This is a genomic window from Roseibium sp. (genome assembly GCF_965233565.1).
Taxonomy (GTDB): Bacteria; Pseudomonadota; Alphaproteobacteria; order Rhizobiales; family Stappiaceae; genus Roseibium.
In genome coordinates this window covers 4,386,176-4,410,478 of sequence record NZ_OZ247494.1, presented here as the reverse complement: position 1 = coordinate 4,410,478, position 24,303 = coordinate 4,386,176, and the positions used below count along the sequence as shown (strand labels likewise).

General features: G+C 60.2%; 25 protein-coding genes. 11 read left to right on the top strand and 14 right to left on the bottom strand.

What is annotated here, in order from left to right:
• Positions 1-21: 21 nt before the first annotated feature.
• A complete protein-coding gene (locus ACO6TG_RS20155; RefSeq protein ID WP_422374839.1) occupies positions 22-498 on the bottom strand; it encodes a DUF805 domain-containing protein in 477 nt (158 codons plus the stop codon).
• A gap of 285 nt (positions 499-783) precedes the next feature.
• Between ACO6TG_RS20155 and ACO6TG_RS20150 the strand changes: the two genes are divergently transcribed.
• Complete coding sequence (locus ACO6TG_RS20150) at positions 784-2,967, top strand: mechanosensitive ion channel domain-containing protein (protein WP_422374838.1); 2,184 nt, start codon at positions 784-786, stop codon at positions 2,965-2,967.
• Between the two features lie 255 nt (positions 2,968-3,222).
• Positions 3,223-4,056 (top strand): DUF2189 domain-containing protein, encoded by an 834-nt coding sequence (locus ACO6TG_RS20145; RefSeq protein WP_422374837.1) that lies wholly within the window; start codon positions 3,223-3,225, stop codon positions 4,054-4,056.
• 69 nt (positions 4,057-4,125) lie between these two features.
• On the opposite strand, the gene ACO6TG_RS20140 is transcribed toward ACO6TG_RS20145, so the two are convergent.
• A complete protein-coding gene (locus ACO6TG_RS20140; RefSeq protein ID WP_422374836.1) occupies positions 4,126-4,260 on the bottom strand; it encodes a hypothetical protein in 135 nt (44 codons plus the stop codon).
• A 48-nt stretch (positions 4,261-4,308) separates the two neighbouring features.
• On the opposite strand from ACO6TG_RS20140, the gene ACO6TG_RS20135 reads away from it, so the two are divergent.
• The gene (locus tag ACO6TG_RS20135; protein ID WP_422374835.1) at positions 4,309-5,118 is read left to right on the top strand and encodes a substrate-binding periplasmic protein; all 810 of its coding nucleotides are present in this window, start codon (positions 4,309-4,311) and stop codon (positions 5,116-5,118) included.
• A gap of 6 nt (positions 5,119-5,124) precedes the next feature.
• Here ACO6TG_RS20135 and truA read toward each other — a convergent pair whose 3' ends face one another.
• From truA to def, 5 genes are all read right to left on the bottom strand, one after another.
• Positions 5,125-5,946, bottom strand: coding sequence for a tRNA pseudouridine(38-40) synthase TruA (truA, locus tag ACO6TG_RS20130; RefSeq protein WP_422374834.1), 822 nt, complete (start codon positions 5,944-5,946; stop codon positions 5,125-5,127).
• Positions 5,946-6,482 (bottom strand): GNAT family N-acetyltransferase, encoded by a 537-nt coding sequence (locus ACO6TG_RS20125; protein WP_422374833.1) that lies wholly within the window; start codon positions 6,480-6,482, stop codon positions 5,946-5,948. Before ACO6TG_RS20125 ends, truA begins: the two co-directional genes overlap by 1 nt.
• Before the next feature lie 24 nt (positions 6,483-6,506).
• Complete coding sequence (gene fmt / locus ACO6TG_RS20120; RefSeq protein WP_422374832.1) at positions 6,507-7,445, bottom strand: methionyl-tRNA formyltransferase; 939 nt, start codon at positions 7,443-7,445, stop codon at positions 6,507-6,509.
• Between the two features lie 235 nt (positions 7,446-7,680).
• On the bottom strand, positions 7,681-8,313 hold the full coding sequence (locus ACO6TG_RS20115; protein ID WP_094073899.1) for a MarC family protein: 633 nt from the start codon (positions 8,311-8,313) through the stop codon (positions 7,681-7,683).
• A 27-nt stretch (positions 8,314-8,340) separates the two neighbouring features.
• On the bottom strand, positions 8,341-8,859 hold the full coding sequence (gene def, locus ACO6TG_RS20110) for a peptide deformylase (RefSeq protein WP_422374831.1): 519 nt from the start codon (positions 8,857-8,859) through the stop codon (positions 8,341-8,343).
• 125 nt (positions 8,860-8,984) lie between these two features.
• Between def and ACO6TG_RS20105 the strand changes: the two genes are divergently transcribed.
• Positions 8,985-10,169, top strand: a complete 1,185-nt coding sequence (locus tag ACO6TG_RS20105; RefSeq protein ID WP_422374830.1) for a DNA recombination protein RmuC — start codon at positions 8,985-8,987, stop codon at positions 10,167-10,169.
• 187 nt (positions 10,170-10,356) lie between these two features.
• On the opposite strand, the gene ACO6TG_RS20100 is transcribed toward ACO6TG_RS20105, so the two are convergent.
• Genes ACO6TG_RS20100 through ACO6TG_RS20090 form a run of 3 tightly spaced genes read right to left on the bottom strand, consistent with a single transcriptional unit; the run spans position 10,357 to position 13,057 of the window.
• Entirely contained in the window at positions 10,357-11,223 is an 867-nt protein-coding gene (locus ACO6TG_RS20100) for an NlpC/P60 family protein (RefSeq protein ID WP_422374829.1), read from the bottom strand.
• A 28-nt stretch (positions 11,224-11,251) separates the two neighbouring features.
• Positions 11,252-11,602, bottom strand: coding sequence for a MarR family transcriptional regulator (locus ACO6TG_RS20095; RefSeq protein ID WP_422374828.1), 351 nt, complete (start codon positions 11,600-11,602; stop codon positions 11,252-11,254).
• 60 nt (positions 11,603-11,662) lie between these two features.
• On the bottom strand, positions 11,663-13,057 hold the full coding sequence (locus ACO6TG_RS20090) for a leucyl aminopeptidase family protein (RefSeq protein WP_422374827.1): 1,395 nt from the start codon (positions 13,055-13,057) through the stop codon (positions 11,663-11,665).
• Between the two features lie 218 nt (positions 13,058-13,275).
• On the opposite strand from ACO6TG_RS20090, the gene ACO6TG_RS20085 reads away from it, so the two are divergent.
• Positions 13,276-14,049: a tetratricopeptide repeat protein gene (locus ACO6TG_RS20085; protein ID WP_422374826.1), complete on the top strand. Its 774-nt coding sequence runs from the start codon at positions 13,276-13,278 to the stop codon at positions 14,047-14,049.
• A 97-nt stretch (positions 14,050-14,146) separates the two neighbouring features.
• Here the strand turns inward: ACO6TG_RS20085 and ACO6TG_RS20080 are convergent, their stop codons facing one another.
• Entirely contained in the window at positions 14,147-14,980 is an 834-nt protein-coding gene (locus tag ACO6TG_RS20080) for an amidohydrolase family protein (RefSeq protein WP_422374825.1), read from the bottom strand.
• Between the two features lie 88 nt (positions 14,981-15,068).
• Here ACO6TG_RS20080 and ACO6TG_RS20075 point away from each other — a divergent pair, with 88 nt between their 5' ends.
• Positions 15,069-16,208, top strand: a complete 1,140-nt coding sequence (locus tag ACO6TG_RS20075; RefSeq protein ID WP_422374824.1) for a mannitol dehydrogenase family protein — start codon at positions 15,069-15,071, stop codon at positions 16,206-16,208.
• Positions 16,198-17,199, top strand: coding sequence for an aldo/keto reductase (locus ACO6TG_RS20070; protein WP_422374823.1), 1,002 nt, complete (start codon positions 16,198-16,200; stop codon positions 17,197-17,199). Before ACO6TG_RS20075 ends, ACO6TG_RS20070 begins: the two co-directional genes overlap by 11 nt.
• Here the strand turns inward: ACO6TG_RS20070 and ACO6TG_RS20065 are convergent.
• Positions 17,177-18,079 carry a GntR family transcriptional regulator gene (locus tag ACO6TG_RS20065; protein WP_422374822.1) on the bottom strand — a complete coding sequence of 301 codons (903 nt, stop codon included), beginning with the start codon at positions 18,077-18,079 and terminating at the stop codon, positions 17,177-17,179. The genes ACO6TG_RS20070 and ACO6TG_RS20065 overlap by 23 nt on opposite strands.
• A 139-nt stretch (positions 18,080-18,218) precedes the next feature.
• On the opposite strand from ACO6TG_RS20065, the gene ACO6TG_RS20060 reads away from it, so the two are divergent.
• The 4 genes from ACO6TG_RS20060 to ACO6TG_RS20045 all read left to right on the top strand — a co-directional run bounded on the left by ACO6TG_RS20060 (position 18,219) and on the right by ACO6TG_RS20045 (position 22,100).
• Positions 18,219-19,241: an ABC transporter permease gene (locus tag ACO6TG_RS20060; protein ID WP_422374821.1), complete on the top strand. Its 1,023-nt coding sequence runs from the start codon at positions 18,219-18,221 to the stop codon at positions 19,239-19,241.
• A 45-nt stretch (positions 19,242-19,286) separates the two neighbouring features.
• Positions 19,287-20,228, top strand: coding sequence for an ABC transporter substrate-binding protein (locus ACO6TG_RS20055; protein ID WP_422374820.1), 942 nt, complete (start codon positions 19,287-19,289; stop codon positions 20,226-20,228).
• A 70-nt stretch (positions 20,229-20,298) separates the two neighbouring features.
• Complete coding sequence (locus tag ACO6TG_RS20050; protein WP_422374819.1) at positions 20,299-21,093, top strand: ATP-binding cassette domain-containing protein; 795 nt, start codon at positions 20,299-20,301, stop codon at positions 21,091-21,093.
• Positions 21,094-21,113: 20 nt separating this feature from the next.
• Complete coding sequence (locus ACO6TG_RS20045; protein WP_422378920.1) at positions 21,114-22,100, top strand: zinc-binding alcohol dehydrogenase family protein; 987 nt, start codon at positions 21,114-21,116, stop codon at positions 22,098-22,100.
• A 184-nt stretch (positions 22,101-22,284) separates the two neighbouring features.
• Here ACO6TG_RS20045 and ACO6TG_RS20040 read toward each other — a convergent pair whose 3' ends face one another.
• Entirely contained in the window at positions 22,285-23,265 is a 981-nt protein-coding gene (locus tag ACO6TG_RS20040; protein WP_094073887.1) for a type II secretion system F family protein, read from the bottom strand.
• Positions 23,266-23,278: 13 nt separating this feature from the next.
• Positions 23,279-24,301 (bottom strand): type II secretion system F family protein, encoded by a 1,023-nt coding sequence (locus ACO6TG_RS20035; RefSeq protein WP_422374818.1) that lies wholly within the window; start codon positions 24,299-24,301, stop codon positions 23,279-23,281.
• Positions 24,302-24,303 lie beyond the last annotated feature (2 nt).

The window sequence follows — 24,303 nt, the reverse complement described above, 5'->3', positions numbered from 1 at the left end:
GGCGGGAGCCGGTGAAGTGCGTTAACGCCAGAAGCTGTTTGGCAGCGGACCGTGGCGGTTCGGCTGGGCCTGGCTCGGAGCGAACCCCAGGAAAATCAGCATGATGAATCCCAGAACGGGTACGAAAATCAGCAATGCGAAGAAGCCGCTGTGACCGATATCGTGCAGCCGCTTGATCAGCATTCCGAGCGGCAGCAACTCCAGTACAAAAAACGTAATGGCAAACATCGGATTGGACTGCAGCTGTTCCGCATTCATCGCGATTTCCAGACGCAGGGCCTCCGGGTCAAGCGTATCGGGCGTCACAGCCTGGGAGCCCAGGGAAGCCGAGAAGGCATCCAGCATCGGCGAGAACCAGTAATTGATCACAATGCCCGTCAACACCAGGATGAAGGCGAAACACAGCCAATAGGGTTCGCGGCCCATGCGGCCGAGTGGGCTCAACAGGGCCCAGACCGGACCCGGGGCAATATTCGCATCTCTTGGAGGGGTACTCATACATCCCGCTCTTTATAGTGGTTTCGGTCATGGAGGTAGACGCATAAGCGGGCCGGATCAAGCTTTGTCATGCACTTGTCATCACGACGGTCGCCTTCTGCAGGACTAACAGGGTGTTCAATTGCAACCCGGCGATTTTATAACGCTGGGTAATTTTTATGGATTTTGCATCAGAGGCAGGTCTATCCTGCGCACAACAGTTCACCACCATCGAGGGGCTCGCAGATGACCGGTGCCTGGAAGACAAGACTAATTACCTGTGCATACACTCTTTTTCTAAGCATCTTGCTGATTATCCCCCTGACCGCCCAGGCTCAGGACACCACCACCCAGCTGCCGCCGGAATTGCAACCGGAAGCTATGGAACAGCTGGTCTCCGATCTCGATCCGGAACAGGTCAAAGCCCTGACGGATCTGATGACCCTGCTGCAACAAGGGGCAGCGGCGCGAGGCGATTCCGGTGGCGTTGTTGTCGAGGGACCAGGCTTTCTCGCTCAGGTTCAGGAGGCCTTCAGCCGGTTCGTGACCATGATAGTCGGTCACTTCCTGAACTTGCCGACAATGTTCACCGGGATGTTTGCTGGTATCAGTGCCTTGATTGTGGGCAGCGTGGCCGGCCCCATTCATATTCTGCTGGTTTCCGTTGCCCTGATCCTCGCCGTCGGTTTTGCCGCCGAGTTTCTCGTCAATCGGGTTTTTGCCGCGAAACGGGACAAGATCCAGAGCCAGAAACCGGAAAACCTGTTTGAAACCGTCAAACTCGTTTCCACCCGCGCTGGATTGGATCTTGGTGGCTTGATCGTTTTCGCCATCGTCGCAGTAATCGTCGGGCGCATTGCCGTCATTGACCCAGTGACGCGATCCTTCGCTCTCCAGTCTGTCTTCTGGCTTGTCGTCATGCCGCGTCTGGTCGCTGCACTGTTGCGCTTTGCTCTCGCGCCGCACCGGCGCGAGTTGCGCCTTGTGACCGCGGACGACGCGACTGCAAAGTCGCTCTACCGGAGTTTCACCACTCTTTTTGCTGTGATCGGAGTGGCCTTTGTCCTGAACAGCATCATGATCGCCGCCGGAGACGGGTCCAATGGTGCATTTCGTTTTTTCGCGGGCCTCGCCATCAACGCTTGGATAATTGCCGTGATCTGGCGAGCGCGCCACGGTCTCACCAGTATCATTCTCGGCGACGAAAACGACCCTACGTCAGGGCTGGAACGTATGGCGCTGTTCTGGCCCTATTTTTCCATGGCCTTCATCGCCTTCAATTGGCTTTTGATCCAGATGACCGCCAGCATGGGCATTGAAGCCCTGACCGCCGGACGGTCGCTTGGCGTGATTGCACTGGTGGTGTTCGCACCGTTTCTGGACACGATGGTGCGCGGCATCGTTTCCCACATCGTGCCGCCGATGCAGGGCGAAGGCCCGGTTGCCGAGGCGGCTCACCTGCAGACCCGTCACAGCTATGTCCGCATCGCCCGTGTTGCGCTGCTTGCATTCCTTGTCTTGATGGTTGGTCGTATCTACGGTCTCAATCTTTTAGCGCTCGGCGCCGATGACGGCTCTGCCGTTGCTCGAAACTCGGTTGTTTTTCTCTTGATCCTCGCCGCCGGCTATCTGGCTTGGGAAGTCACCAATCTGTGGGTGTCGCACCAGCTCGCCAAGGATTCCCCACCCACACAGGCCCAAGATGACGACGCTGAAATGGGCGGCGCAGGCAAGTCACGTATGGCAACGATCCTGCCGCTGATCCGTGTTGTCCTGCAGATCACCATTCTCGTCTTGACTATATTGCTCGCGCTCAGTCAGCTCGGCGTCAACATCACGCCCCTTCTGGCAGGAGCCGGTGTGATTGGTCTGGCAGTCGGCTTCGGGGCTCAAACTCTGGTTCGAGATGTCGTCGCTGGGGTCTTTTTTCTGCTGGATGACGCTTTCCGGATGGGAGAATTCGTCAGTACCGGGGTCGCACAGGGCACAATCGAGAAAATTTCGATCCGCTCCCTGCAACTGCGTGGCACCAAGGGCGCCGTCCATATCGTCCCCTATGGTGAGATCTCAAATCTCACCAACCTCTCCCGTGACTGGGTGATCATGAAGCTGCAGTTCACCGTCCCATTCGACACCGATGTCGAGAAGGTGCGCAAGCTCTTCAAGAAGATCGGTCAGGAGATCATGGAGATGGAGGAGTTCCAGGACGACATTCTTGCGCCGTTCAAGGGTCAGGGTGTGACGGGCGTCGACGATGTCGGCATTCTGGTGCGCGGCAAGTTCACCACCAAGCCCGGCAAGCAGTTCGGCGTGCGCAAGGAGATCTACAAGCGGGTGCAGAAGGCCTTTGAGGAAAACGGCATCCAGTTTGCCCGCAAGGAGGTGCGCGTCAACATTCCGGACAACGTCACTCTCGACGACAAGCAGAAGGAAGCCGTCGCCGGTGCCGCAGCCGCGGCGGTTTCGGAGCCGAAACCGGCCGGAGGGTAAGGTTATTTCTCAGCTTGGTCATTGCCGGGCTTCACCCGGCAATGACGCCGTGACCCGACCAACCGCATGTCCTTTTGCGTGTTATCGCAAAGGCATGGATCCCATTGTCGCGCCGCGAATTGACGGCGTGGAAGGGATGCCTGCTCCGCTTCATGTAAGTCCTTCTCCCGATTGAGTCCGCCCCCCTTCCATGCCTAAGATTGCCTGTCTGCTTGAGGCAGACGGGCAATCTGGCTTTTGGGAGGAAGCTGCCTGATGAGTGACGAAACGTCCGCTCCGGAAACCACCGGAACACCGGCCAATGGCGGGCTGAAGCCCATGCCCAAGGTCAACAAGATCACGGCCAACGATGTTATTGATGCGCTGGCGGCCGGCCTTGCCGATTTCCGCAAGGCACCGGTCTATGGTCTCGTCATCGGCGGGCTGTTCGCCGCGGGTGGCCTGTTCGTGATCCTGAGCGCCGCCGCCCTGAAGATGAGCTATCTGTCCTATCCGGCAGCCGCAGGTTTCGTTCTGATCGGCCCCTTTGCAGCTGTTGGCCTCTATGAGGTCAGCCGGCGCCTTGCCAGCGGAGAAGACCTCAACTGGTCAACCATCCTTGGCACCATGTGGGCCCAGAAAGGCCGGGAGCTTTCCTGGATGGCCTTTGTGGTGCTCTTCATCCAGATCATGTGGATGTATCAGGTGCGCCTGCTGCTGGCGCTGTTTCTGGGCTTCCGCTCCTTCGCCTCCTTCGACGAATTCCTGACGGAGGTCGTCTCCACCCCGGAGGGCCTGATGTTCCTGGCCGTCGGACACGTGGTCGGCGCCATCCTGTCCCTGATCCTGTTTTCGCTGACCGTGATCTCCTTCCCGCTTCTGCTGGAAGAGGACCGGGACTTCATCACCGCCATGATCACCAGCGTGCGTGCGGTTGTGACCTCGCCGGTACCGATGATCGGCTGGGCGATTGTTGTCACCGCCGTCTTGATCGTGTCCATGGCCCCGGCCTTCCTCGGCCTGATCGTCACCCTGCCGATCCTCGGCCACACGACCTGGCATCTCTTCAAGAAATGCGTGGTGATCCCGGAGGAAGAGACGGCCAACTGAGGCAGACTGCCCTGGCGTTCCGGGCGGCGCTACCATGCTCGGAGCTTCCGGCCACAGCGGTGCTGCCCGTCAGAGTTCAGGTCCTGCCAGGAGGAAACGGCAGGTTTCCACCGGCGGGTCGTCGAGTGCCACGGCCCGCAGATCCCCGTGATCTTTGTCTTCGCGTTCGGCAACACGCGGCACCAGTATTGAGTTTATCAACATTCGCCGCCTAAACTTTGATCTCTGTCGATCAAACGAGTTGCGCGGTTCATGAGACTAGTCTGCCTGATAACGGCCCAGATCTGCATTGCCATGATGTGGGCTGCCAAAGGCCTCGCCGCGGACCGGATCCCCATCAACATTGCCGCCATCGACTGGTGCCCGCAAATCTGCCCTCAGGCCAGTGATCCCGGCTACATAATCGACATCGTCGAGGATGTCTTCAAATCGAGCCCCTACGAACCGGTGATCAGCATCTATCCCTGGTCCCGCGCCATCCAGTATGTCCGCAACGGCCGCGCCCACGCGCTGCTGTCGCCGGCCAAGGCCGAAGCGCCCGATCTTGTCTATCCGGACCAGGAAGTCGGCGTTCAGAGCATGTGTTTTTTCGTGCTGAAAGACAGTGCCTGGCAATTTGAGGGCGTTCCGTCGCTGGAAGGGCACCTGACGGGCCTGGCCTCGGACACGTCCATCGAGGAGTTGAACAACCTGATCGAGGACAGGGCCGATCTGTTCTTCGTCCAGCCTTATAGTGACGAATACATCCAGAACAGCGTCAACATGCTGCGCGCCGGGCGGGTCAACAGCTTCCTGTTCACCTACAACACCACCTTGCACATCCTTCGGACCATGGGAGCGGACAAGGAGGTGCGCTCTGCCGGTTGCGTCTCCAATGCGAAGATCTACATGGCCTTCTCACCGGCACCCGCTCTTGCCGAAGACGTTGACAAGATGGCGGCCTATTTCGACAGGACCATGGGCCAATTCAAGGCAGAGGGCGGCGTCACCGCAATCATGGCCCGTTACGGCCTGGCGGACTGGAGCGAAGAGGACGGCGCCGTGGAGCATCACACGGATTGATCGCACCTAAACCTCGCCGTCATCCACCGTCGACATCGCAGCCTTGCGCGCCTGCCAGTCTTTCCGAAGTTCAATGTCCATCTCCGCCGGGCGGTAGTCCACCCGCGTGAGATAGAGCCCGTCCGCAGGTGCGACGGGGCCGCAGGCCTTGCGGTCGCGCGCGGCCAGAGCCTTCGTGATGTCGCCCGGGCCCCACTTGCCCTCGCCCACGAGGCGCAGCGTGCCGACCATGGATCGAACCTGGTTGTGCAGGAAGGAGCGGGAGGAACATTCGGCAATGACGAATTCGCCGTCGCGGTAGACCCGGAAGTCTTCCAGCGTCTTTTCCGGGCTTTTCGCCTGGCAGCGGGAATGGCGGAACGTGGTGAAGTCGTGATGGCCGACAAATTCCTGCGCGGCCGCATGCATGGCCTCCGCGTCCAGGTCCGTCTTCACGTGCCAGGCAAGGCCGAGCTGGTGGGTCAGCGGCGGCAGACGGTTGTGAATGCGGTACCGGTAGGAGCGGCGAATGGCAGAAAAACGGGCATCGAAGCCTTCGTGCATTTCCTCAGCGTCAAGGATCACCACCGGGTCGGGCTGGCAATGAAAATTCATCGCCCCCATGACGGTTCTGGCCGGCCAGGGTTTCGACAGGTCGATGTGACAGACCTGACCGGTAGCGTGCACACCCGTGTCCGTACGGCCGGCCCCACCGATCGTTACTTCCTCCCCGGAGAAGGACTTGATGGCGCGCTCGATCACCGCCTGGACCGACGGGCCATTGGCCTGGCGCTGCCAGCCGCAGAACGGCCGGCCGTCATATTCCACCGTCAGCTTGTAGCGGGGCATTATTCGAAATCTTCAAACGGGGTGGCAAAGGCGACTTCGATGGGCAGATCGCGCAGACAATCCTCCGACAGGGCCAGCGCCATGAAGGCGCCGCCGGCATAGGGGCCCTGGACCTTTTTCGCCAGATCGGCGTCAAAACCAAAACGCGGAAAATAGGCGGGTGGCCCCAGCACAAGAACCAGCTCCTCGCCACACTCCTTCAGCTTTTCCAGGGAGTTGCGGGTGAGTGTCGTGCCGACACCCTTGTGCTGCAACTCCGGCCAGACGGACACCGGCGCCAGGCAGGCAATCTGCATGGCCTGACCGCGCCCGACGGCGGCCGGGGTCACCCGGCTATAGGCCACATGACCGACAATCCGCCCGCTCTCGTCAACCGCCACCTGCTCCAGTACCAGCGCGCCGCAATGGCGCAGCGTGTGCACCAGGCGGGCTTCCCGGTCAGAGGGAAACGCCGCGATGATCAGTTGCCTGACGGCATCTTGGTCTGCAGGTGCAAAATCGCGAACGGTGAGGTTCGGTACGGCGGTCACAGTCATTCTTCCTTGTCTCCTGCAGCCAGACTAGTCCAGAACCGTGCCGTCCGAAAGCGACGCACCGCGCAGGAAGTCCGCACCGCTCATCGGTTTTTTGCCGGCCCGCTGCACCTCAACGAGACGAACGGCACCGCCGCCACAGGCGATCACCGGCACATCCCCGGTCTCCAGCACGCTGCCGGGAGCGCCCTCGCCGTCTGCCAACGCGCTGCGCAGGATCTTGACCCGTTCCGCCTTGCCGCCAAGCGGCATCTCGCACCAGGCTCCCGGAAACGGCGACAGACCGCGAATGTGATTGTGAACCTCTCCGGCCGTTTGCGACCAGTCGATACGCGTCTCCTGCTTGGAGAGCTTCGCGGCATAGGTCACGCCCTCTTCGGCCTGGGGCTGCTCGCCGAGCGCGCCGCGCGAGAGGGCCGCCAGCGCGCGCACCATCAGGTCTCCGCCCAGAGGCGCCAGGCGGTCATGCAGTTCACCGGCGGTCATGTTCTCGCTGATGGCGAGCGTTTCGGACATGCAGACAGGGCCGGTGTCGAGCCCCTCTTCCATGCGCATCACCTGGACCGCCGTCTCCGTGTCACCGGCCATGATCGCCCGGTTGATCGGAGCTGCTCCGCGCCAGCGCGGCAGCATGGAGGCATGCAGGTTCAGACAGCCATATTCGGGGGCGTCCAGAACCGGCTTCGGCAACAACAGCCCGTAGGCGACCACCACGGCGACATCCGCCTCCAGTGCGGCGAAGGCAGCCTGTTCCTCTTCGCCCTTCAGGCTCTTGGGCGTGAAGACCGGAATGCCGAAGGATTCGGCGGCTTCATGCACAGGTGACTTCTTCAGGTCCATGCCGCGGCCCGCCGGCCGTGGCGGCTGCGAATAGCAGGCCACCACGTCATGGCCCTGGCCGACGATTTCCATCAGGGTCGGCACAGAGAAATCCGGGGTGCCCATGAAGATAACGCGTAAAGACATGTGGTTCCTGAAGGGTTCGGGAGATTTGGCCCCTTATTGCGTCTCGGGCGGCCGCTTGCAAGGGGATGATGCGGTTGATTGACGAAGACCGCTCAACAAACACAAACGTCATCCCGAGGAGGACCTTCAGGTCCGTCTCGAAGGATGGGCTTCAGACTTCAGAACAAGTGGCCCATCCCTGGAGACAGCGCTGGCGCGCTTCCTCAGGATGACGATTTTATTCAGCTTGCATGTTTCAAGCCAGACCGGGCAGCAGGACCTTGAGGCTGCTGGTCATCATTTCCATCGCGATGGCGGCCAGGATCATGCCCATCAGGCGGCTCATCACGCTGTTGGCAGTCTCACCGATGAAGCGCGACAGGAACGGTGCCGCGAAGAAGGTGCCGACAAGAAGCGCGATCGAGGCGGAGACACCGGCCACGTAGGCGACCTCCTGTTCGACATTGCTGACCTGCCCACGGAATATGATCATGGTCGAGATCGATCCCGGCCCCAGCAGGATCGGCACCGTCAGGGGGTAAATCGCAGGATTGTCCTGCGATTTCATGTTTTCCTTTTCCTTTGACGAGCCATGATGGGCCTGGGCCTTCTGACCCCGGATCAGGTCCAGCGCGATCAAAAGGATCAGGAAGCCGCCGGCCAGTCGAAAGGCATCCAGCGAGATGCCGAACACTTTCAGGATAATGTTTCCGGACAGGCCGACGATCACTGCGCCAACGCTGAGACTGATCATCAGCGTGAACGCCACCTTGCGTTCAAAGGCAGGACCCCGATCAGCCGTCAGCGACAGAAACACCGGCAGGTTGGCAATCGGGCTCATGATGGCAAAAAGCGCGGCGAAGATTTTCAGGAACAAGGCCTGATCCATGTCGTCCGCCCTTTTGTTATCGCCGGATCAGAGTTTGCCGGCGAGCTTCGCCTGTTTGGTGAATTTCTTGACCACCCGGTCGCGTTTCAGTTTCGACAGGTAGTCAATGAACAGCGTACCGTTCAGATGGTCAAGTTCATGCTGCACACAGGTTGCCAATAGGCCGTCGGCCTTGATTTCCTGTTCCGCACCCTCCCGGTTGAGGAACTTGACCGCGACTTCCGCCGGACGCTCGACATCCTCGAAATAGTCAGGGATCGACAGGCAACCTTCCTGATAGACCGACAGATCCTCGCTCGACCAGACGATCTCTGGGTTGATGAACACCATCGGTTCCTTGGGCGCGTCTTCCTTGGCGACATCCAGCACGAAGATGCGTTTCAGGATGCCGATCTGGCTGGCGGCCAGACCGATGCCCGGAGCGTCATACATGGTTTCCAGCATGTCGTCGGCCAGGGCGCGGATGTCGTCATTGACGGTATCGATCGGCGCGCAGGTCTCGCGCAGCACGGGATCGGGAATGGTGATGATCGAGCGTTTTGTCATGGGCCTGACATAGATAATCACGCGGCGCCGGTCAACGCGGAAATCGGCTGCCCGGCAGGCGTTTTCAACCGGCTGTCACTTGCGCGCGGATGGGCGCCCGCCCCGAATCGTTCTATGTTTGTTTCATGAATGAGATCCTGTTTGAGTTTGGCGGCCGCCCCGTCACGGTGCTGGAGACCGCGATCGCCGGCGGTCTGTTGCTGCTGGCGCTGATTGTCTGGCTGGTGCTGAAGACCATGCGCGAGATCCGCCTGCGGGCGGAAGCCGATACGGCGTCGGCAGAACGCATCCACGAACTGGAAAGCCACCTGTCTCAACTCCTGAAGAGCCAGGGCGAGATGACCGGTCGCATGCAGACCATGGCGGAAGTGTTCGGCTCGCGGCAATCGGACATGATGCGCGCGGTCAACGAGCGGCTCGACGGCATGGGCCACAAGCTGAACCTTTCCATGGCCGATACCAGCAAGCGCACCCAGGACGGCTTGCGTCATCTGCATGAACGGCTGGCGGTGATCGACCGGGCGCAGCGCACCATCACGGATCTGTCCGGTCAGGTCGGCCAGTTGCAGGCGATCCTTTCCAACAAGCAGACCCGCGGTGCCTTCGGCCAGGGCCGGATGGAGGCGATCATTCAGGACCAGATGGCGCCAAGCACCTATTCCTTCCAGGCGACCCTTTCCAACAACAGCCGCCCGGACTGTCTGATCCACATGCCGAACGGCGCCCCGTCGCTGGCCATCGATGCCAAGTTTCCGCTCGAGGCCTATAACCTGTTGCGCAATGCGGAGAGCGATGAGCAGCTGAAATATGCCCAGGCGCAGTTCCGCCGGGACTTCACCAAACACATCCAGGATATCGGCGAGAAATACCTGCTGCCCGGAGAAACCCAGGACACCGCCTTCCTATTCGTGCCGTCGGAAAGCATCTTTGCCGAGCTCAACGAGAATTTCGAAGACCTGGTGCAGAAGGCGCACCGGGCCCGGGTCGTGATCGTGTCTCCGTCGCTCTTGATGCTGTCGATCCAGGTGATCCAGTCCGTGCTGCGTGATGCGAAGATGCGCGAACAGGCGCACCTGATCCAGGCCGAGGTCGGCCATCTGATCACCGATGTCGGCCGCCTGAACGACCGGGTCGGCAAGCTGCAATCGCATTTTGCCCAGGCCAACAAGGATATCGACCAGATCCTGATTTCCACCGACAAGATCACCAAGCGCAGCCGCAAGATCGAGGACCTGGAACTCGGTGAAGTTCAGGGTTCGATCGAAGACGGCAGCGGTGAGCCGCAACTGGCGCTAACGCCTAAGGGGTGAGGCATTTTCTCGCTCAATCAGCCGTGTTTGCTTTTCAAAAAACAGCGTCATCCTGAGGAAGCGCGCAGCGCTGTCTCGAAGGATCGACCCCTTGCTTCGGAACGTGCAGCCGATCCTTCGAGACGGACCTGACGGCCCTCCTCAGGATGACGCTTCATATGTGGAAAGCTGACGAAATCGACGCGCTTTATGTCAGCCGACGCGCCCTGGTAACCGCGCCCCATTCCGTCGCCGCGATGCGCTCAAGCGCCTGGTCGAGCGGTTCATAGGCAACCGTCATGGTGAAGCCATTTGCGTGCAGGAGCGTGTTCGGGCCGGTGATGACGCCGACATGACCTTTCCAGAAGACGAGATCGCCGCGCTCCCAAGCCGACGGATCGTCATGCGGGATCTCATCGCCGGCTTCGGCTTCCTGCATGTCGCTGTCGCGCGGAACATCAATGCCCCCCGCCTGCGCAGCCAGCTGGATCAGGGCCGAACAGTCGAGCCCGAGGCTGGAGCGACCGCCCCAGAGGTAAGGTGTGCCGAGGAACTCTTCGGCGACTGCCACCCAGTCTCCTACGCGATCCTCGACCGGCACCAGATGTTTGGCGACAACGGCCGAACCGTCGCTCAAAAGTGCATATGTCAGCCCGCGCGTTTCCGCCTCTCCGGTGACCGTCACCTGCGCACCCATGGTCAGCATGCCGAGTGGCGGAAACTTGAGATCCGCGCCGGGATAACGGTAGGTGCGCAGGGCCCGGACACGATGCGTGGCCGGCGTCACGGGCCCCAGGCCATCGGAAGGCAGCCAGCCTACATACCCGTCCGTATCAAGCTGGCCCCATGCCCAACCTTCGGGCGTCTGCTCGTAGACCGTGAACCACTCACCGCGCAGCACTTCCGTGTCGATCGAGCGGTCCGGCCGCGGTTCGGGGCGCAGCGCCAGACGGTCGGCGATCACCTGCAGCACCTCGCCTTCGACGAAGCGGTCCGCTTCGGCGCGACCTTCATATTCGAGTGCTGCCAGGTCGTGACGAACAGGATGGCGGCGGCGGTCAAAGGACTGGGACATCAAAGAAGCATTCCGAAAATGAGTGAAATCAGCGCGGCAGTTCCCTGGCCTTTTCGACCACGAGGTCTCCAAGCTGCTCCAAATAGAGCGCGCCGTCCACCGTGCGCGTGATGATCACGTTGCGCTTGTCGGCATCGTCGCGTTTGCGCGACAGAAGCCGCATGCCACCGAGCGTGTCGAGCGCCCTTGTGATCGCCGGTTTGGTGACCTTGAGCTTGGCCGCAAGCCCCCGCACCGTATGGGGGGGCGGCTCCAGATAGACGGTGAGCAGGATGGTCAACTGGCGCGCGGACAGGTCCTGTTCGCTGTCGCGAACCAGCGCCAGGTTGACTTCATGCATCAGTTTCAGCGCCTGGGAGGCGCGCAATTCGACGGCCATTTACGATCGGGTTCCCATCCTCATCGATGGCCATCGAACCACAAAAACGTTTCGGAGCCGTTATTGTGCGTTCGTGAAACGCTCCGAGATCAGGTCGAACAGGCAGCGAATGCCCTGGGCCTCACCACCGGCCGGTTTCCCGGGCTTTTCCATCGGCGTCCAGCCGAAAATGTCGAAATGAACCCAGCTCTCGGCGTTTTCGACAAAGCGGGACAGGAACAGGGCCGCCGTGACGGATCCGGCAAAACCACCGCCAACCGTGTTGATGTGGTTGATGTCGGCGATCTTGCTGTCGAGATATTTCATGTAGGGCTGCCAGAGCGGCAGGCGCCAGAGCGGGTCAGCGGCAGCTTCCGCCATGACCTCTATGTCCTCGGCCAGGGCCTCGTCATCGGTGAAGAAGGGCGGCAGGTCCGGGCCGAGCGCGACGCGCGCGGCACCGGTGAGCGTTGCCATGTCGACCACCAGCGCCGGGCTTTCCTCGTCCGCCAGTGTGAGCGCGTCGGCCAGCACCAGCCGGCCTTCGGCGTCGGTGTTGCCGATTTCAACTGTCAGGCCCTTGCGGCTCGGCAGGATGTCGCCGGGACGGAAGGCATTGCCGGCAACCGCGTTTTCAACACAGGGGATCAGCACACGCAGCCGCACCGGCAGCTTTGCCGCCATGATCATGGAGGCCAGCCCCAGCACGTTGGCTGCCCCGCCCATGTCCTTTTTCATCAGGGCCATGGAGGAACCCGGCTTCAGGTTAAGGCCGCCTGTGTCGAAAATGACGCCCTTGCCGACCAGGGTGACCTTCGGCGCGTCTTCCGCGCCCCAGCTGAAATCGGCCAGCCGTGGTGCCCGCGAACTGGCCCGGCCGACGGCATGGACCATTGGAAAGTTCTCTTCCAGCAGATCCTCGCCAATCACGATCCGGCCCGTGCCGCCATGGATCTTGAAGAGATTTGCCGCCGCCTGCGAGAGCTCTTCCGGCCCCATGTCATTTGCCGGCGTGTTGATGAGGTCACGCGCCAGCCCGACGCCGTCGAGAATGATGCCGAGCCGGTCGAGATCGACATCGTCGGTCAGAGCCAGACGCCGCGTCTTGCCGGTGTTTTTCCGATAGCGGTCAAAGACATAGGCAGAGAGCGCAAAACCGAGCGCCGCCTGTTCCTTGTCCGGAAATCCTTCGGCCAGATGGTAGTCGCCGGCCGGCAGCTGGTTGACGATCCCGCCAAGTGCCAGCGGATGGGACAGACCACCGGCTTCCACGCCAAACAACACGGCAGCTTCGGTACCGTCCGCGCCGGGCACGACCTGAACGGTTGCCGCCTTGCCCGTGAAATCGTTGCGCGCGCTCCACGCCTGCGCGGCACTTCCAAGTCCTGCCAGAACATCTGGCAGCGTCGCTTCGGTCACGGCGATGATGGGTGTCGAAGAGGAAACATCGCTGTTGCGGACAAGACATTCGCGCACGGGGCAACTCCGTTGGAAGAGGAAACTGGAGCCCTAGACCTATGCTGCCGCGCCCGGCAGCGCAATATGCCTTGCTGACGAAGATGCATTCGCAAATCGCAAGCCGGCTTAACCAACCATTAGGGTTAATTATCTATTTCTGTTGGGAGAAAGCAGAGCGAGTCCTGCAGGCAGAACGCCCTCGCCCTGACCGGCTGCGGACAACAAGGATGTTGAAAATGCAAGCGCCCAGAGACCGAACCGTTTCCCGTCGCGCCAGATTCGTCTCGACTGTGATGGCCATGACGGCAATGGCCCTTGTTGCAGGCTGCGCCTCGAACAAATCGAATACCGGCACCCATTCGCCGGCGAGCGGCTACACCACGCCGGGATCGTCGCAGGCGCTTGCCCAGGTGTCCAGATGGTCCAAGGCCTATGAGCGGGACCGCAAGGACAAGACCGCGATCCTGTCTTACTCCGAAGCCCTGACCCTGAACGGCCAGATGCCGCAGGCCATGGCCGTGTTGCGCGCCGGCGTGATCACCCATCCGAAAGACCGGGACATTTCCTCCGCCTATGGCAAGGTCCTGGCCATGAATGGCCGTTTTGAAGAAGCGCTCAACGTGCTTCAGCGCGTGCAGCGGCCTGACACGCCGGACTGGCGATTGATGTCCGCGGAGGCTGCCATCTATGACCAGACCGGCAATCATGCCAAGGCGCGAAGCCTTTACAAGCAGGCTCTGAAAATCGCGCCTGACGATCCGAGCCTGTTGAACAATCTGGGCCTGTCCTATCTGCTCTCCAACGATCTGCCAGATGCCGAATATACCCTGCGCAGAGCCGCAAGCCTGCCGGGTGCCGACAGCCGCGTCCGCCAGAACCTTGCCCTGGTGCTCGGCATCCAGGGAAAATATGACGAAGCGATCCAGGTCGCCCAGGCTGAAATCGATCCGCAGCAGGCCAAGGCCAACATCGATTATCTGCGCGCGATGATGGAGAAGCGGCGCGGATAAGTCGCCGCTCACTGGACCCCATGTTTTCAAACGGAATGTCTTGGCTTCCATTTGATGCATGGGTTTGGGCTCGGCACAGAATATCCGGCTTCAGGCTTCATATCTTCAGTTTGTAGAACTGACGGGCCGTCCTTGAGAAAAGCATCCGCTTCTCATTATCGGAGAGATCTTCTGCCAGTGTTTGGGCTGTCTTGAACCAGGAGACATAATCCCCTGCCAGATCCAGCACAGGCCAGTCGCTTCCCCACATGATCCGCTCGGCACCAAAGACCGAGACAACATGTTCAAAAACCGGACGTAGCTGGTCGGCCGACCAGCCAGGTCCGTGTTCGTTGGCAAGGCCTGACAGTTTGCAGAAAACCTGCGGACAGGACGCAAGCCGGGCCATTTCCCGGCGCCAGGTGTCTCCCGGGTCCGCCCCGTTGAAGACCGGTTTGGCGCAGTGATCGATAACGATCCCGAGACGCGGGACGGTTTCTGCAACTTGGGCAATCGCAGGAAAATGCCGCGGTGTGATCAAGGCGTCGAGGGTCAGGCCCATCTCGGCGGCGATTGCAAGGTTGGACAGAACGGCAGGTTTCAGGATCCAGTCGGTGTCCGCGATGTCCTGAAGCATGGGCCGGACGCCCTTGAAATGCGGATCGGCTGAAAGCCTGCGCAGATCGTCAACAGCCTTTTGCGCTTCCAGATCCACCCAGCCAACAACACCGGCGACCAGGGGATTGCCACCGGCCAGCTGCAGCAGGAACTCCGTCTCGGCGACCGTCGGGGCCGCCTGCACCGCAATGGTTGCGCGAACGTCACAGGCCCTGGCCAGCGGGGCAAGATCCGAAGGCAGAATGTCGTGGCGGATCGCGGCAACGCTGTCATCCATCCAGCCGTAGTCCCCCCGGTCGATTTTCCAGAAATGCTGATGCGCATCGACAATCATTCCGGTCCTTCCTCCCCGCACCGGCACAAACCGGTTGACGTGAAAATGTTTGTAATTATAAAAAACAAATTATTGAGTGGGAGGCACCATGTCAACAACACCGATCGTTCAGTTTGGAACCAGCCGTTTCCTTCAGGCCCATGCGGACCTTTTTGTCGCCGAGGCGATGGAACGCGGACAAGCGGCAGGTCCGATTGCCGTGGTTCAAAGCAGCGGACATTCGGCCCGCGCGCATCGACTGCAGGCCCTCGCTGATCCGAACGGTTTTCCGGTCCGGATCAGAGGTATCAAGGATGGCGGCCTTGTCGATACGAGCCGAACCGTTCGCAGCATCACCAGCGGTTTTTCTCTGCCGGGCGATCATGACGCGGTGCGGCGGTTGATCAAGCAAGACGCAGAAATCATTCTCTCCAACACCGCGGATGCCGGCTATGCCCCCCGGGAGGCGGACAGCACGACAGAGTTTTCTGTCGCCATGTCCTACCCGGCGAAGCTGACCTGGTATCTCCACAAGCGCTTCGAAGCGGGCTGCGCGCCAATCCAGATCATGCCGTGTGAGCTCATTCCAAAGAATGGAGAGGTCCTTCGCGATCTGGTGCTAGCGCTCGCGGATCGCTACCCGGCCCCGTTTCGTGACTGGCTGGGCGCGCAGGTCCTGTGGGTGAATTCCCTTGTCGACCGCATCGTGTCGGAACCGCTGGAACCCGCCGGCGCCGTCGCCGAACCCTACGCCCTCTGGGCGATCGAGAACCAGCCCGGCCTCAGGCTTCCCTGCAGCCATCCCGCCATTCAGGTCGTTGAGGACCTGGAAGCGGTTGAAACGCTCAAGCTGTTCATCCTCAATCTCGGGCACACCTATCTCGTGGCTCGCTGGCTGACGAAGCTAAAGACCATGCCCGACAGGAAACAATTCGTGCGCGACGTCATGGCGGATCCCGAGGATCTTGCCGACCTGAAGGATCTTTACCAGCGCGAAGTCGTGCCCGGCTTTGCCGCACATGGACGCCGGTCAGAGGCGGAAACCTATGTGTCGACAACGCTGGACCGGTTCAAAAATCCGTTCCTGGATCACAGGCTGGCCGATATCGCCCAAAATCACGCTGAAAAGGTCCGCAGGCGCATTTCAGCCTTCCTGACCTGGGCCCGGAAAGCTGACGCAGCGCTGGTCATGCCGCGCCTGGACGCCTTGGCAGAGGCACACGCAACAGGAGAACGGTGTGAAGCGTAACAGGATCGGCCGGACCGATGTCGAGGTCACAGACATTTCCTTCGGTACATCCGGCATCGGCAATCTCGGCCGGGAGGTCACCGATGCGGAGGCAATGGAAGTTTTCCACCATGCCTGGCAAGGCGGGATCCGATACTTCGACAGCGCACCGCACTATGGCCGTGGCCTTGCCGAACAGCGGCTTGGAACATTTGTGAAGCCCCTCGCCCGCGAACAGTTCGTCGTTTCAACCAAGGTCGGACGTGTGCTCACACCGGGAAAGGACCTCGCCGAGGCCGATGGTTTCGTCCGCCCGCTGCCCAACGCCGTGCATTACGACTATTCCGGCGATGGTATCGAGGCTGCGCTGGAAGGCAGTCTGCAGCGGCTGCAGACCCGGCACATCGACATCGTCTTTGTGCACGATATCGGCTGTTACACCCATGGCGGCGACAACGAGGGGCACCGGGCCGCGCTGCTCGGTTCGGGAATGGACAGGCTGCAGAAACTCAAGGACAAGGGCACGATCCGCGCCTATGGGCTGGGCGTCAACGAAACCGGGATCTGCCTGGACCTCCTGAGGGAAACGGAGATGGATGTCATTCTCCTGGCCGGGCGGCTGACACTGCTTGACCGGAGTGCGGAGAACGAGCTTGTTAGCGAATGCCGGAAGCGGTCCGTGAGCCTGGTCCTTGGCGGGATCTTCAATTCCGGCATCCTGGCAACAGGTCCCGTTGACGGTGCCTGGTTCGACTATGCACCTGCCTCCAGCGACATCCTGCAAAAGGTGCGAGCTCTCAAGGCGCAAACAGACGCCGCCGGTGTTCCGCTGGCGTCGGCCGCGCTTCATTTTGCACGCAGCCACCCTGCAGCTGCTTCCATCCTTCTTGGAACCGCCCGCCGGTCATCCCTTCAACGAAATCTGGAGGCGCTGGCAACACCGCTGCCGCCCGAATGCCAGACGCTCATTCAAGCCGGCCAGCATGCTCTCAGACGTGCCGGTGAACCTTGAGCGAGGATTGAAGGGTTTCCTTTGAACGACGCAGATGCCGCTGTGCCGCGGCAATCGAGCGCTCCGGATTCCGGGCCAGCATCGCATCGATCCATTCCAGATGTTCGCTGATCGCCGCGGTGTTGCGTTCCTGCTCGTCCCGCTTGTCCCACATGTAGTGATAGTGAAAAATCAGCGTGATGACCTTCTGCGCTTCCAGGACAAACCGGTTTTTGACCACACTGTTGATGGTGGTGTGGAACCGCTCGTCCAGCATGGAAAAATCGTGGAAACGGCTATCGATGTCATCCTGCAAGGCGACATGCTCCTGCCGCAGGTCTTTCAGCGTCTGCCAGATGTCATGATCTTCCGGCAGTTGCAGCAACTGGCGAACTGCATTGAGCTCAAGCAGCATTCTGAAATCGGACAGCTCAACGGCAAAGTCCTGGGTGAAGCCAAGGAGTGTCCAGCCTCCCTTCTGCCGGCGCTCAACCAGGCCAAACCGGCTCAGCCCTGACAGGAACTCCTGAAGGCTGTGTGCAGGCACCCCGAATTGCCGCGACAGCTGAGCCACATTGAGCGTGGTGCCCGCAGGCACGTCAAATCTCAGGATCCATTCCAGAAACCTCTGTTCAAGTTCCTCGGTCGACACATATGTGTCGGCCGACTCCAGCCGATGGCTGTCTTCAGGGATCTGAATGAGCGTTTTGCTGCGCCCTTCCCAGCGGACGATTTTTTCGTCGTCCAACCGCTGCAACGCATTTCTGACAATCGTCCGGCTGACCTCCATTCGATCGGCCAGAGCCGTCTCCGGCGGCAGCTGGTCGCCGGGCTGCATGGCGCTGCAAATGTCCAGCAACTTGTTATACGCGCTTCTGAATCGGTCGTCGGTTCTTGCCATGAATGCAGTTTAACCCGTCAGAATCAAAGAGCAATTTCTGTATTTTGTATAATTTAATAAAAAACAATTGACGTCAACAGCCTTCGTAACCATGATTGTTTTTAATAATTAAATTCAAAACTCTGTCACGGGAGGTGACATGACAGATCTTGACCGGAGCGGTGTGCCGGCTCACGGAGCCCTGAAAATCTCGCCTGTTTCGTTTCACAAACTGTCGGCTGTCCTGACGCTGACCGCGCTTGTTTTCGCCTTCTCCTTTGGCAATGACGCTTTCCTGACCGTCAACAACGGCCTGACAGTCCTGCTTCAGACATCCGTCATCGGCCTTCTGGGCATCGGCATGACCCTGGTCATCATAACCGGCGGCATCGACCTGAGTGTGGGATCCGTTCTGGCCTTGTCGGGTGTTGTTACGGGTCTGTCGATCAAGGCGGGCGTCCCTGTCGGACCTGCGATGGCCCTTGGTGTATCCGCTGGTGCTGCCTGTGGGGCCTTTAACGGCTTCGTCATCACGAAGATGCGGATCACCCCCTTCGTGGCAACGCTCGGCATGATGCTGATCGCACGTGGCCTTGCCTTGCAGCTGACCGGAGCTGCCCCGATCTCCCGGCTCGGCGAGGCCTTTGGCGCCCTTGGCAACGGCTCTCTCTTTCGCATTGTCGAAGACACTGGCGGCATCTTTCCCAAGGTGGTTTTTCCCGGCATTCCCTACCCGGTGATCCTGCTGGCGCTTGTGGCACTGGCGGCCGCCTATCTTCTCAATCGGCGACAGACAGGTCGCCACATCTACGCCACCGGCTCCAATGAAGAGGCCGCCAGGCTGTCAGGTGTCCTGGTCGACCGTACCAAGATCTTTGCCTACACGCTCTCCGGCGCCCTGGCCGGTCTGGCAGGCAATGTGCTGATGTCCCGCCTTGTCACCGTTCAGCCGAACGAAGGTGTCATGTACGAACTCGACGCGATCGCCGCGGCCGTGATCGGCGGCGCGTCCCTGATGGGTGGTGTCGGCAACATCTCCGGCACCATGATCGGGGCGTTCATCATCGGCGTTCTGCGCAATGGCCTGAACATGGCCGGTGTTTCCGCCTTCATCCAGCAAATCGTGATCGGCTTCATCGTCATTCTCGCGGTCTTCGTCGATCAGATCCGAAACCGGCGCTGACGCGCCTTGTCATCCACCAGCGCATCTTCAAACGGAGGAGAAAACATGAAGAAGCTGATTACGACCGCAATGATGGTAAGCGCGCTTGCGCTGTCCGGTGTGGCGGCTCAGGCAGGTGAAATTGCCGTCATCGTGAAGACGACCAACTCGAACTTCTGGCAGAACGTCAACAAGGGCGCGTCCGCTGCAATCGAAGGCGCTGACGGCCATACCATGACCTTTAACGGCCCGGCTTCTGAATCCGCCGTCGCCGATCAGGTCAACCTCGTTGAAAACGCGGTCAACCGCGGCGTCAAGGGAATCGTGCTTGCCCCATCCGACCCGGAAGCCCTGGTCCCGGCTGTCAAGAAAGCCTATGAGGCCCAGATCCCTGTTGTCATCATCGACAGCGGGCTGGCTGAAAACGGCAAGGACTACTTCCAGGCCTTCCTCTCGACCGACAATTGCGCCGCCGGCGAACTGGTCGCCGACAAGATGATTTCTGAAGTCGGCACCAAAGGTAAAGTCGCCGTCATGTCCTATGTCGCCGGAGTCGGTTCGGAAATTGGCCGCGTCGGCTGTTTCGTCAAGCGCATCAACGACAAGTCCAGCATCGAGATCGTCGGCCCCTACTACTCCCAGTCTCAGATGGCGACAGCCCTGAACCAGACGACCGACGTTCTGGCCGCAAATGATGATCTTGTCGGCATTTTCGGTGCCAATGAGCCCACAGCCATCGGTATGGCGCGCGCCATCGTGCAGGCGGGCAAGGCCGGCAGCGTTACGGCGCTCGGCTTTGACGGCAACAAGGATCTTCAGGATTTTGTCAGCGACGGAACGCTTGCCGGCACCGCCGTTCAAGGCTCGTTCCAGATGGGCGAACTTGGAGTCCAGGCTATCCTGCAGCTCTTGAACGGCGAGGAAGTGCCGAGCTTCATCGACACCGGCGTTGTCCTGGCCACCAAGGACAATATCGACGAGCCGGCCGTTCAAAACGTTCTCTACTGAGCCACCTGGGCCGGAAACCTTCCAACCCTGGGTTTCCGGCTCCCTTCCAGATTTCGATCAGGACCGTTTCATGACACCGCATACGCAGTCTGCTCTCTTTCCCCTGGTGCAGATGACAGGTATCGAAAAACACTTTGGTGGCATCCGCGCCGTCAACAATGTCTCTCTGGACCTGTTTCCAGGCGAAGTCGTCGGCGTGCTCGGCCACAATGGCGCAGGCAAGTCCTGCCTGATGCGGATACTGTCCGGTGCGATGGCGCCAAACAACGGTACCATCAAGGTCAACGGGCAGGCAGCTGAGATCCGGTCTCCCCAGGTTGCCAGAGAGTTTGGCATCGAGACCATTTACCAGACGCTCGCCCTGGCGGATCATCTCAACACACCGGCAAATCTCTTCCTCGGACGGGAGCTCAAGACCCGGTTCGGCAATCTGGACGATGCACGCATGATGTCGGAGGCCGCGCGTGTGCTGAGACGGCTGAACCCGAATTTCAAGAATTTTTCCGATCCGGTCAGCAGCCTCTCCGGTGGTCAGCGGCAGGTCATTGCCATTGCCCGCGCGATCTATTTCGAAGCGAAAATCCTGATCATGGACGAGCCGACCGCAGCGCTCGGGCCTTCGGAAACGGCCCTGGTCGGCGAATTGATCCAGCAGTTGCGGGCAGAGGGAATTGGCATTCTTCTGGTGAGCCACGACATGCACGATGTCTTTGAATTATGCGACCGTGTTGTCGTGATGAACAAGGGCCGGGTCGTCGGCGCGCACGCCATCGACGAAGTCACGAAAGACGACGTTCTCAGCCTCATCATCAAGGGAGAGCTGCCCGCCGACTGGTCCGCCAGGAACCTGGAGGCCATGGCATGATGGACGCAAGAACGGATGTCATGAATTGTCTGGTCTGCGTCGAGCCCGGCCAGATGGCTCTGGAACCCCGCCCGCTGCCCGTTCATGCCCCGGAAGGCTGGGTTCTGGTCGACATTGCGGCGATCGGACTATGTGGCACGGATTACCACATTTTCGAAGGCAAACACCCCTTTCTGGACTATCCGCGCGTGATTGGCCATGAGCTGTCCGGCCACATTGCGGAAGGTCCGGACGCCGGCAAACTGGTGGTCATCAATCCCTATGTCTCGTGTGGCTCCTGCAGGGCCTGCCGGCGCGGCAAACCCAATTGCTGCAGCCGGATCCAGGTGCTTGGCGTTCATCGCGACGGCGGCATGTGTTCGCGTCTGGCGGTCCCGGCCGAAAACCTCTATCAGGCGGACGGCCTGACGGCAGAGCAGGCTGCCATGGTTGAATTCCTTGCCATTGGTGCGCACGCCGTTGCCCGCTCCGGCGTGGGCAGCGAGGACCTGGTGCTCGTCACCGGCGCCGGGCCGATTGGTCTCGGTACTGCTCTTTTTGCCCGGCTGGCGGGCGCCGAGGTACATCTGCTGGATGTCAGCCAGACCCGCCTCGAGCTGGCACGAGACCTTTTCGGCTTCGAACTCGGGCACCGTCCCGGTGAGGATCTGCTTCAGGGCCACCTGAAGGAAGGATTCGATGCGGTTTTCGATGCGACCGGAAACGCAAAGGCCATCGAAGCCGGCTTTCCTTATCTGGCCCATGGCGGCAGCGCCGTTCTTGTGAGTGTCGTCAAGGATGACATCACCTTCAACGATGCAGAGTTTCACAAGAGAGAGGCGCGGATCATCGGATCGCGCAATGCGCTGAAAGCCGACTTCTACCGGGTCATGGACGCAATACGCTCGGGTCAAATTCCGACCGGTGCGATTGCCTCGAAAAAACTGAGCCTTGCCGAGTTGCCAGAACGCTTTCAAGGCCTTGCCAGGGATCGCGGGCACCTTGTGAAGGTGCTTGTGACACCCTGATCGCCACCACCAAGACGGTCGCGGTGAGTGCTGTCGTCAACCGGAAAGCGTTGGCTCATGCACCAGGCCAGAGGATGAAACGGGCATTAGACCGCTTTTCCCGGTTTCATGAAAAAAAACGCCGGGCATCGAACCCGGCGTTTTTGCAATTCATTGGCGAAGAACAGGTGCCAGGATCAGGACCCTAACTGCCGAATTGTTCAAACACCTGCATGACGGCCGGGCTCATGATGATGAAGAACAGAACCGGCAGGAAAAACAGGATCATCGGCACGGTCAGCTTCGGTGGCAGGGAAGCCGCCTTCTGTTCGGCAAGCTGCATGCGCATCTCGCGCGTATCGTCGGCCATGGTGCGGATGGCGGTCCCGACAGGGGTACCGTATCGCTCGGCCTGGATGAGCGCCATCATCACGTTCTTCACACCATCCACGCCCGTCCGCTTGGCCAGATTCTCATAGGCCACGCGTCTTTCGCTCAGATAGGAAAGCTCCGCGGTCGTCAGGGACAGTTCTTCGGCCAGTTCGACGGACTGAACCCCGATTTCCTCGGCAACGCGCTGGAACGCGCCTTCGATCGACATGCCCGATTCCACACAGATCAGCATCAGGTCGAGGGCGTCCGGCCAGGCCCGCTGGATCGTTATCTTGCGCTTGTCGATCTTGTTCTTCAGATAGATATTCGGCAGAAACGCGCCAACACCCGCAATGGCAAGACAGAAGCAGACCTTTGACAGCGCCGGGATCGTCGCCGGCAGGATCAGGAACGCATAGGCGATCGCAAAAACGAAGATGACACCCGGCAGGGCAATCCTGGCCGTGAGGAAATAGTAAAGCGGAGCCGACCCTCGATAGCCGGCCATGCGCAGGCGCTCGACGGTCGTTTCATCAGAGAGCATTTCCTTCAGGTTGAGCCTGTCGACGAAGCTTTTCATCTTCGCCTTGGGCTGATTGCGCACCGAGGCACGTGCATCGGCCTGGCCAGCCTGAAGGCGCGCCCGCTCCTTGGCCCGCAGCTTGTCCCGCTCAAGAGCCACGGTCTTCATCCGCGATTTCAAGGTATCGCGGGACAAGAGCGGCAACACCAGCGAGAAAATGGTGCCTGTCACAGCCACCATGGCCAGAACGGCCGCCAGGAACTGGCTCGATACGATGGTCTCGAGATCCATGACGTGAGCCTCCCTAGAAATCGAAGTTGATCATCTGGCGCATCACCATGACACCTACGAACATCCACAGCAGACAGCCTGCAATGATGATGTTGCCGGTGGTCGTGACAAATAGCGTCATGATGTAATCCGGCGCGATCAGGAACATGATGCCGCCAACCGCAAAGGGCATGGCGCCGATGATCCCTGCGGAGGATTTTGCCTCGGCGCTGAGCGCCTTGATCTTCCGCTTCATGGCCTTGCGACCACGCAGAACCTTCGACAGGTTTCCGAGCGCCTCGGCGAGACCACCACCGGCCTTTTGCTGAATGGAGACCACGATTGCAAAAAAGTTGGCTTCCGGAACCGGAACGCGGTCAGGCAGTCGTGCAACGGCTTCAGCCAGGGAAATACCCATCACCTGGGTCTCGGTGATCTTGCGAAATTCCGTCGCGACCGGCTCCCGCGCTTCGCGCGCAACCACCTTGATACAGTCTCCCAGAGGCAGGCCGGCCTTCACACCACGCACAATGATGTCGACCCCATTCGGCAATTCGTCGAGAAAGGCGTTGAACCGGCGCTTGCGCTTGCTGGCGACGTACCAGCGCGGAAAACCAACGCTGCCGGCAAAGGCCAGGGCAAGGGCAATCAGAAGGTTGCCGCTGCTGATGATAAACCCGATCACCAGGAAGATCAGGCCGCAAATGACACTGAAGATGATGAAATGCTTCATCTCCCATTCCAGACCGGCCTGTTCCATCTTGGTCTTGAGATTGACCTTCTGCTGCTTGTCGTGCTTGGCCCGCTGACGTTCCTCAAAATCCTTCAGCTGGTCCTGGATCGACTTCTTGCGCCTGTCGACATCCCGCAGTGCCTTGCGCTGCTTTTCTGATTGCGGGCGCGCGGCAACCGCCTCCATACGCTGGTCGCGGCGCTTGGTTCCCGACAGGGTTGGCGCGAAGATGCTGAAAATGACACCGCCGACGGCCAGCATGACCAGAAGGGCCACGGCAATGCCGGTGATTTCGGGCGTCAGAAACTCTTCCAATCCGGACATGA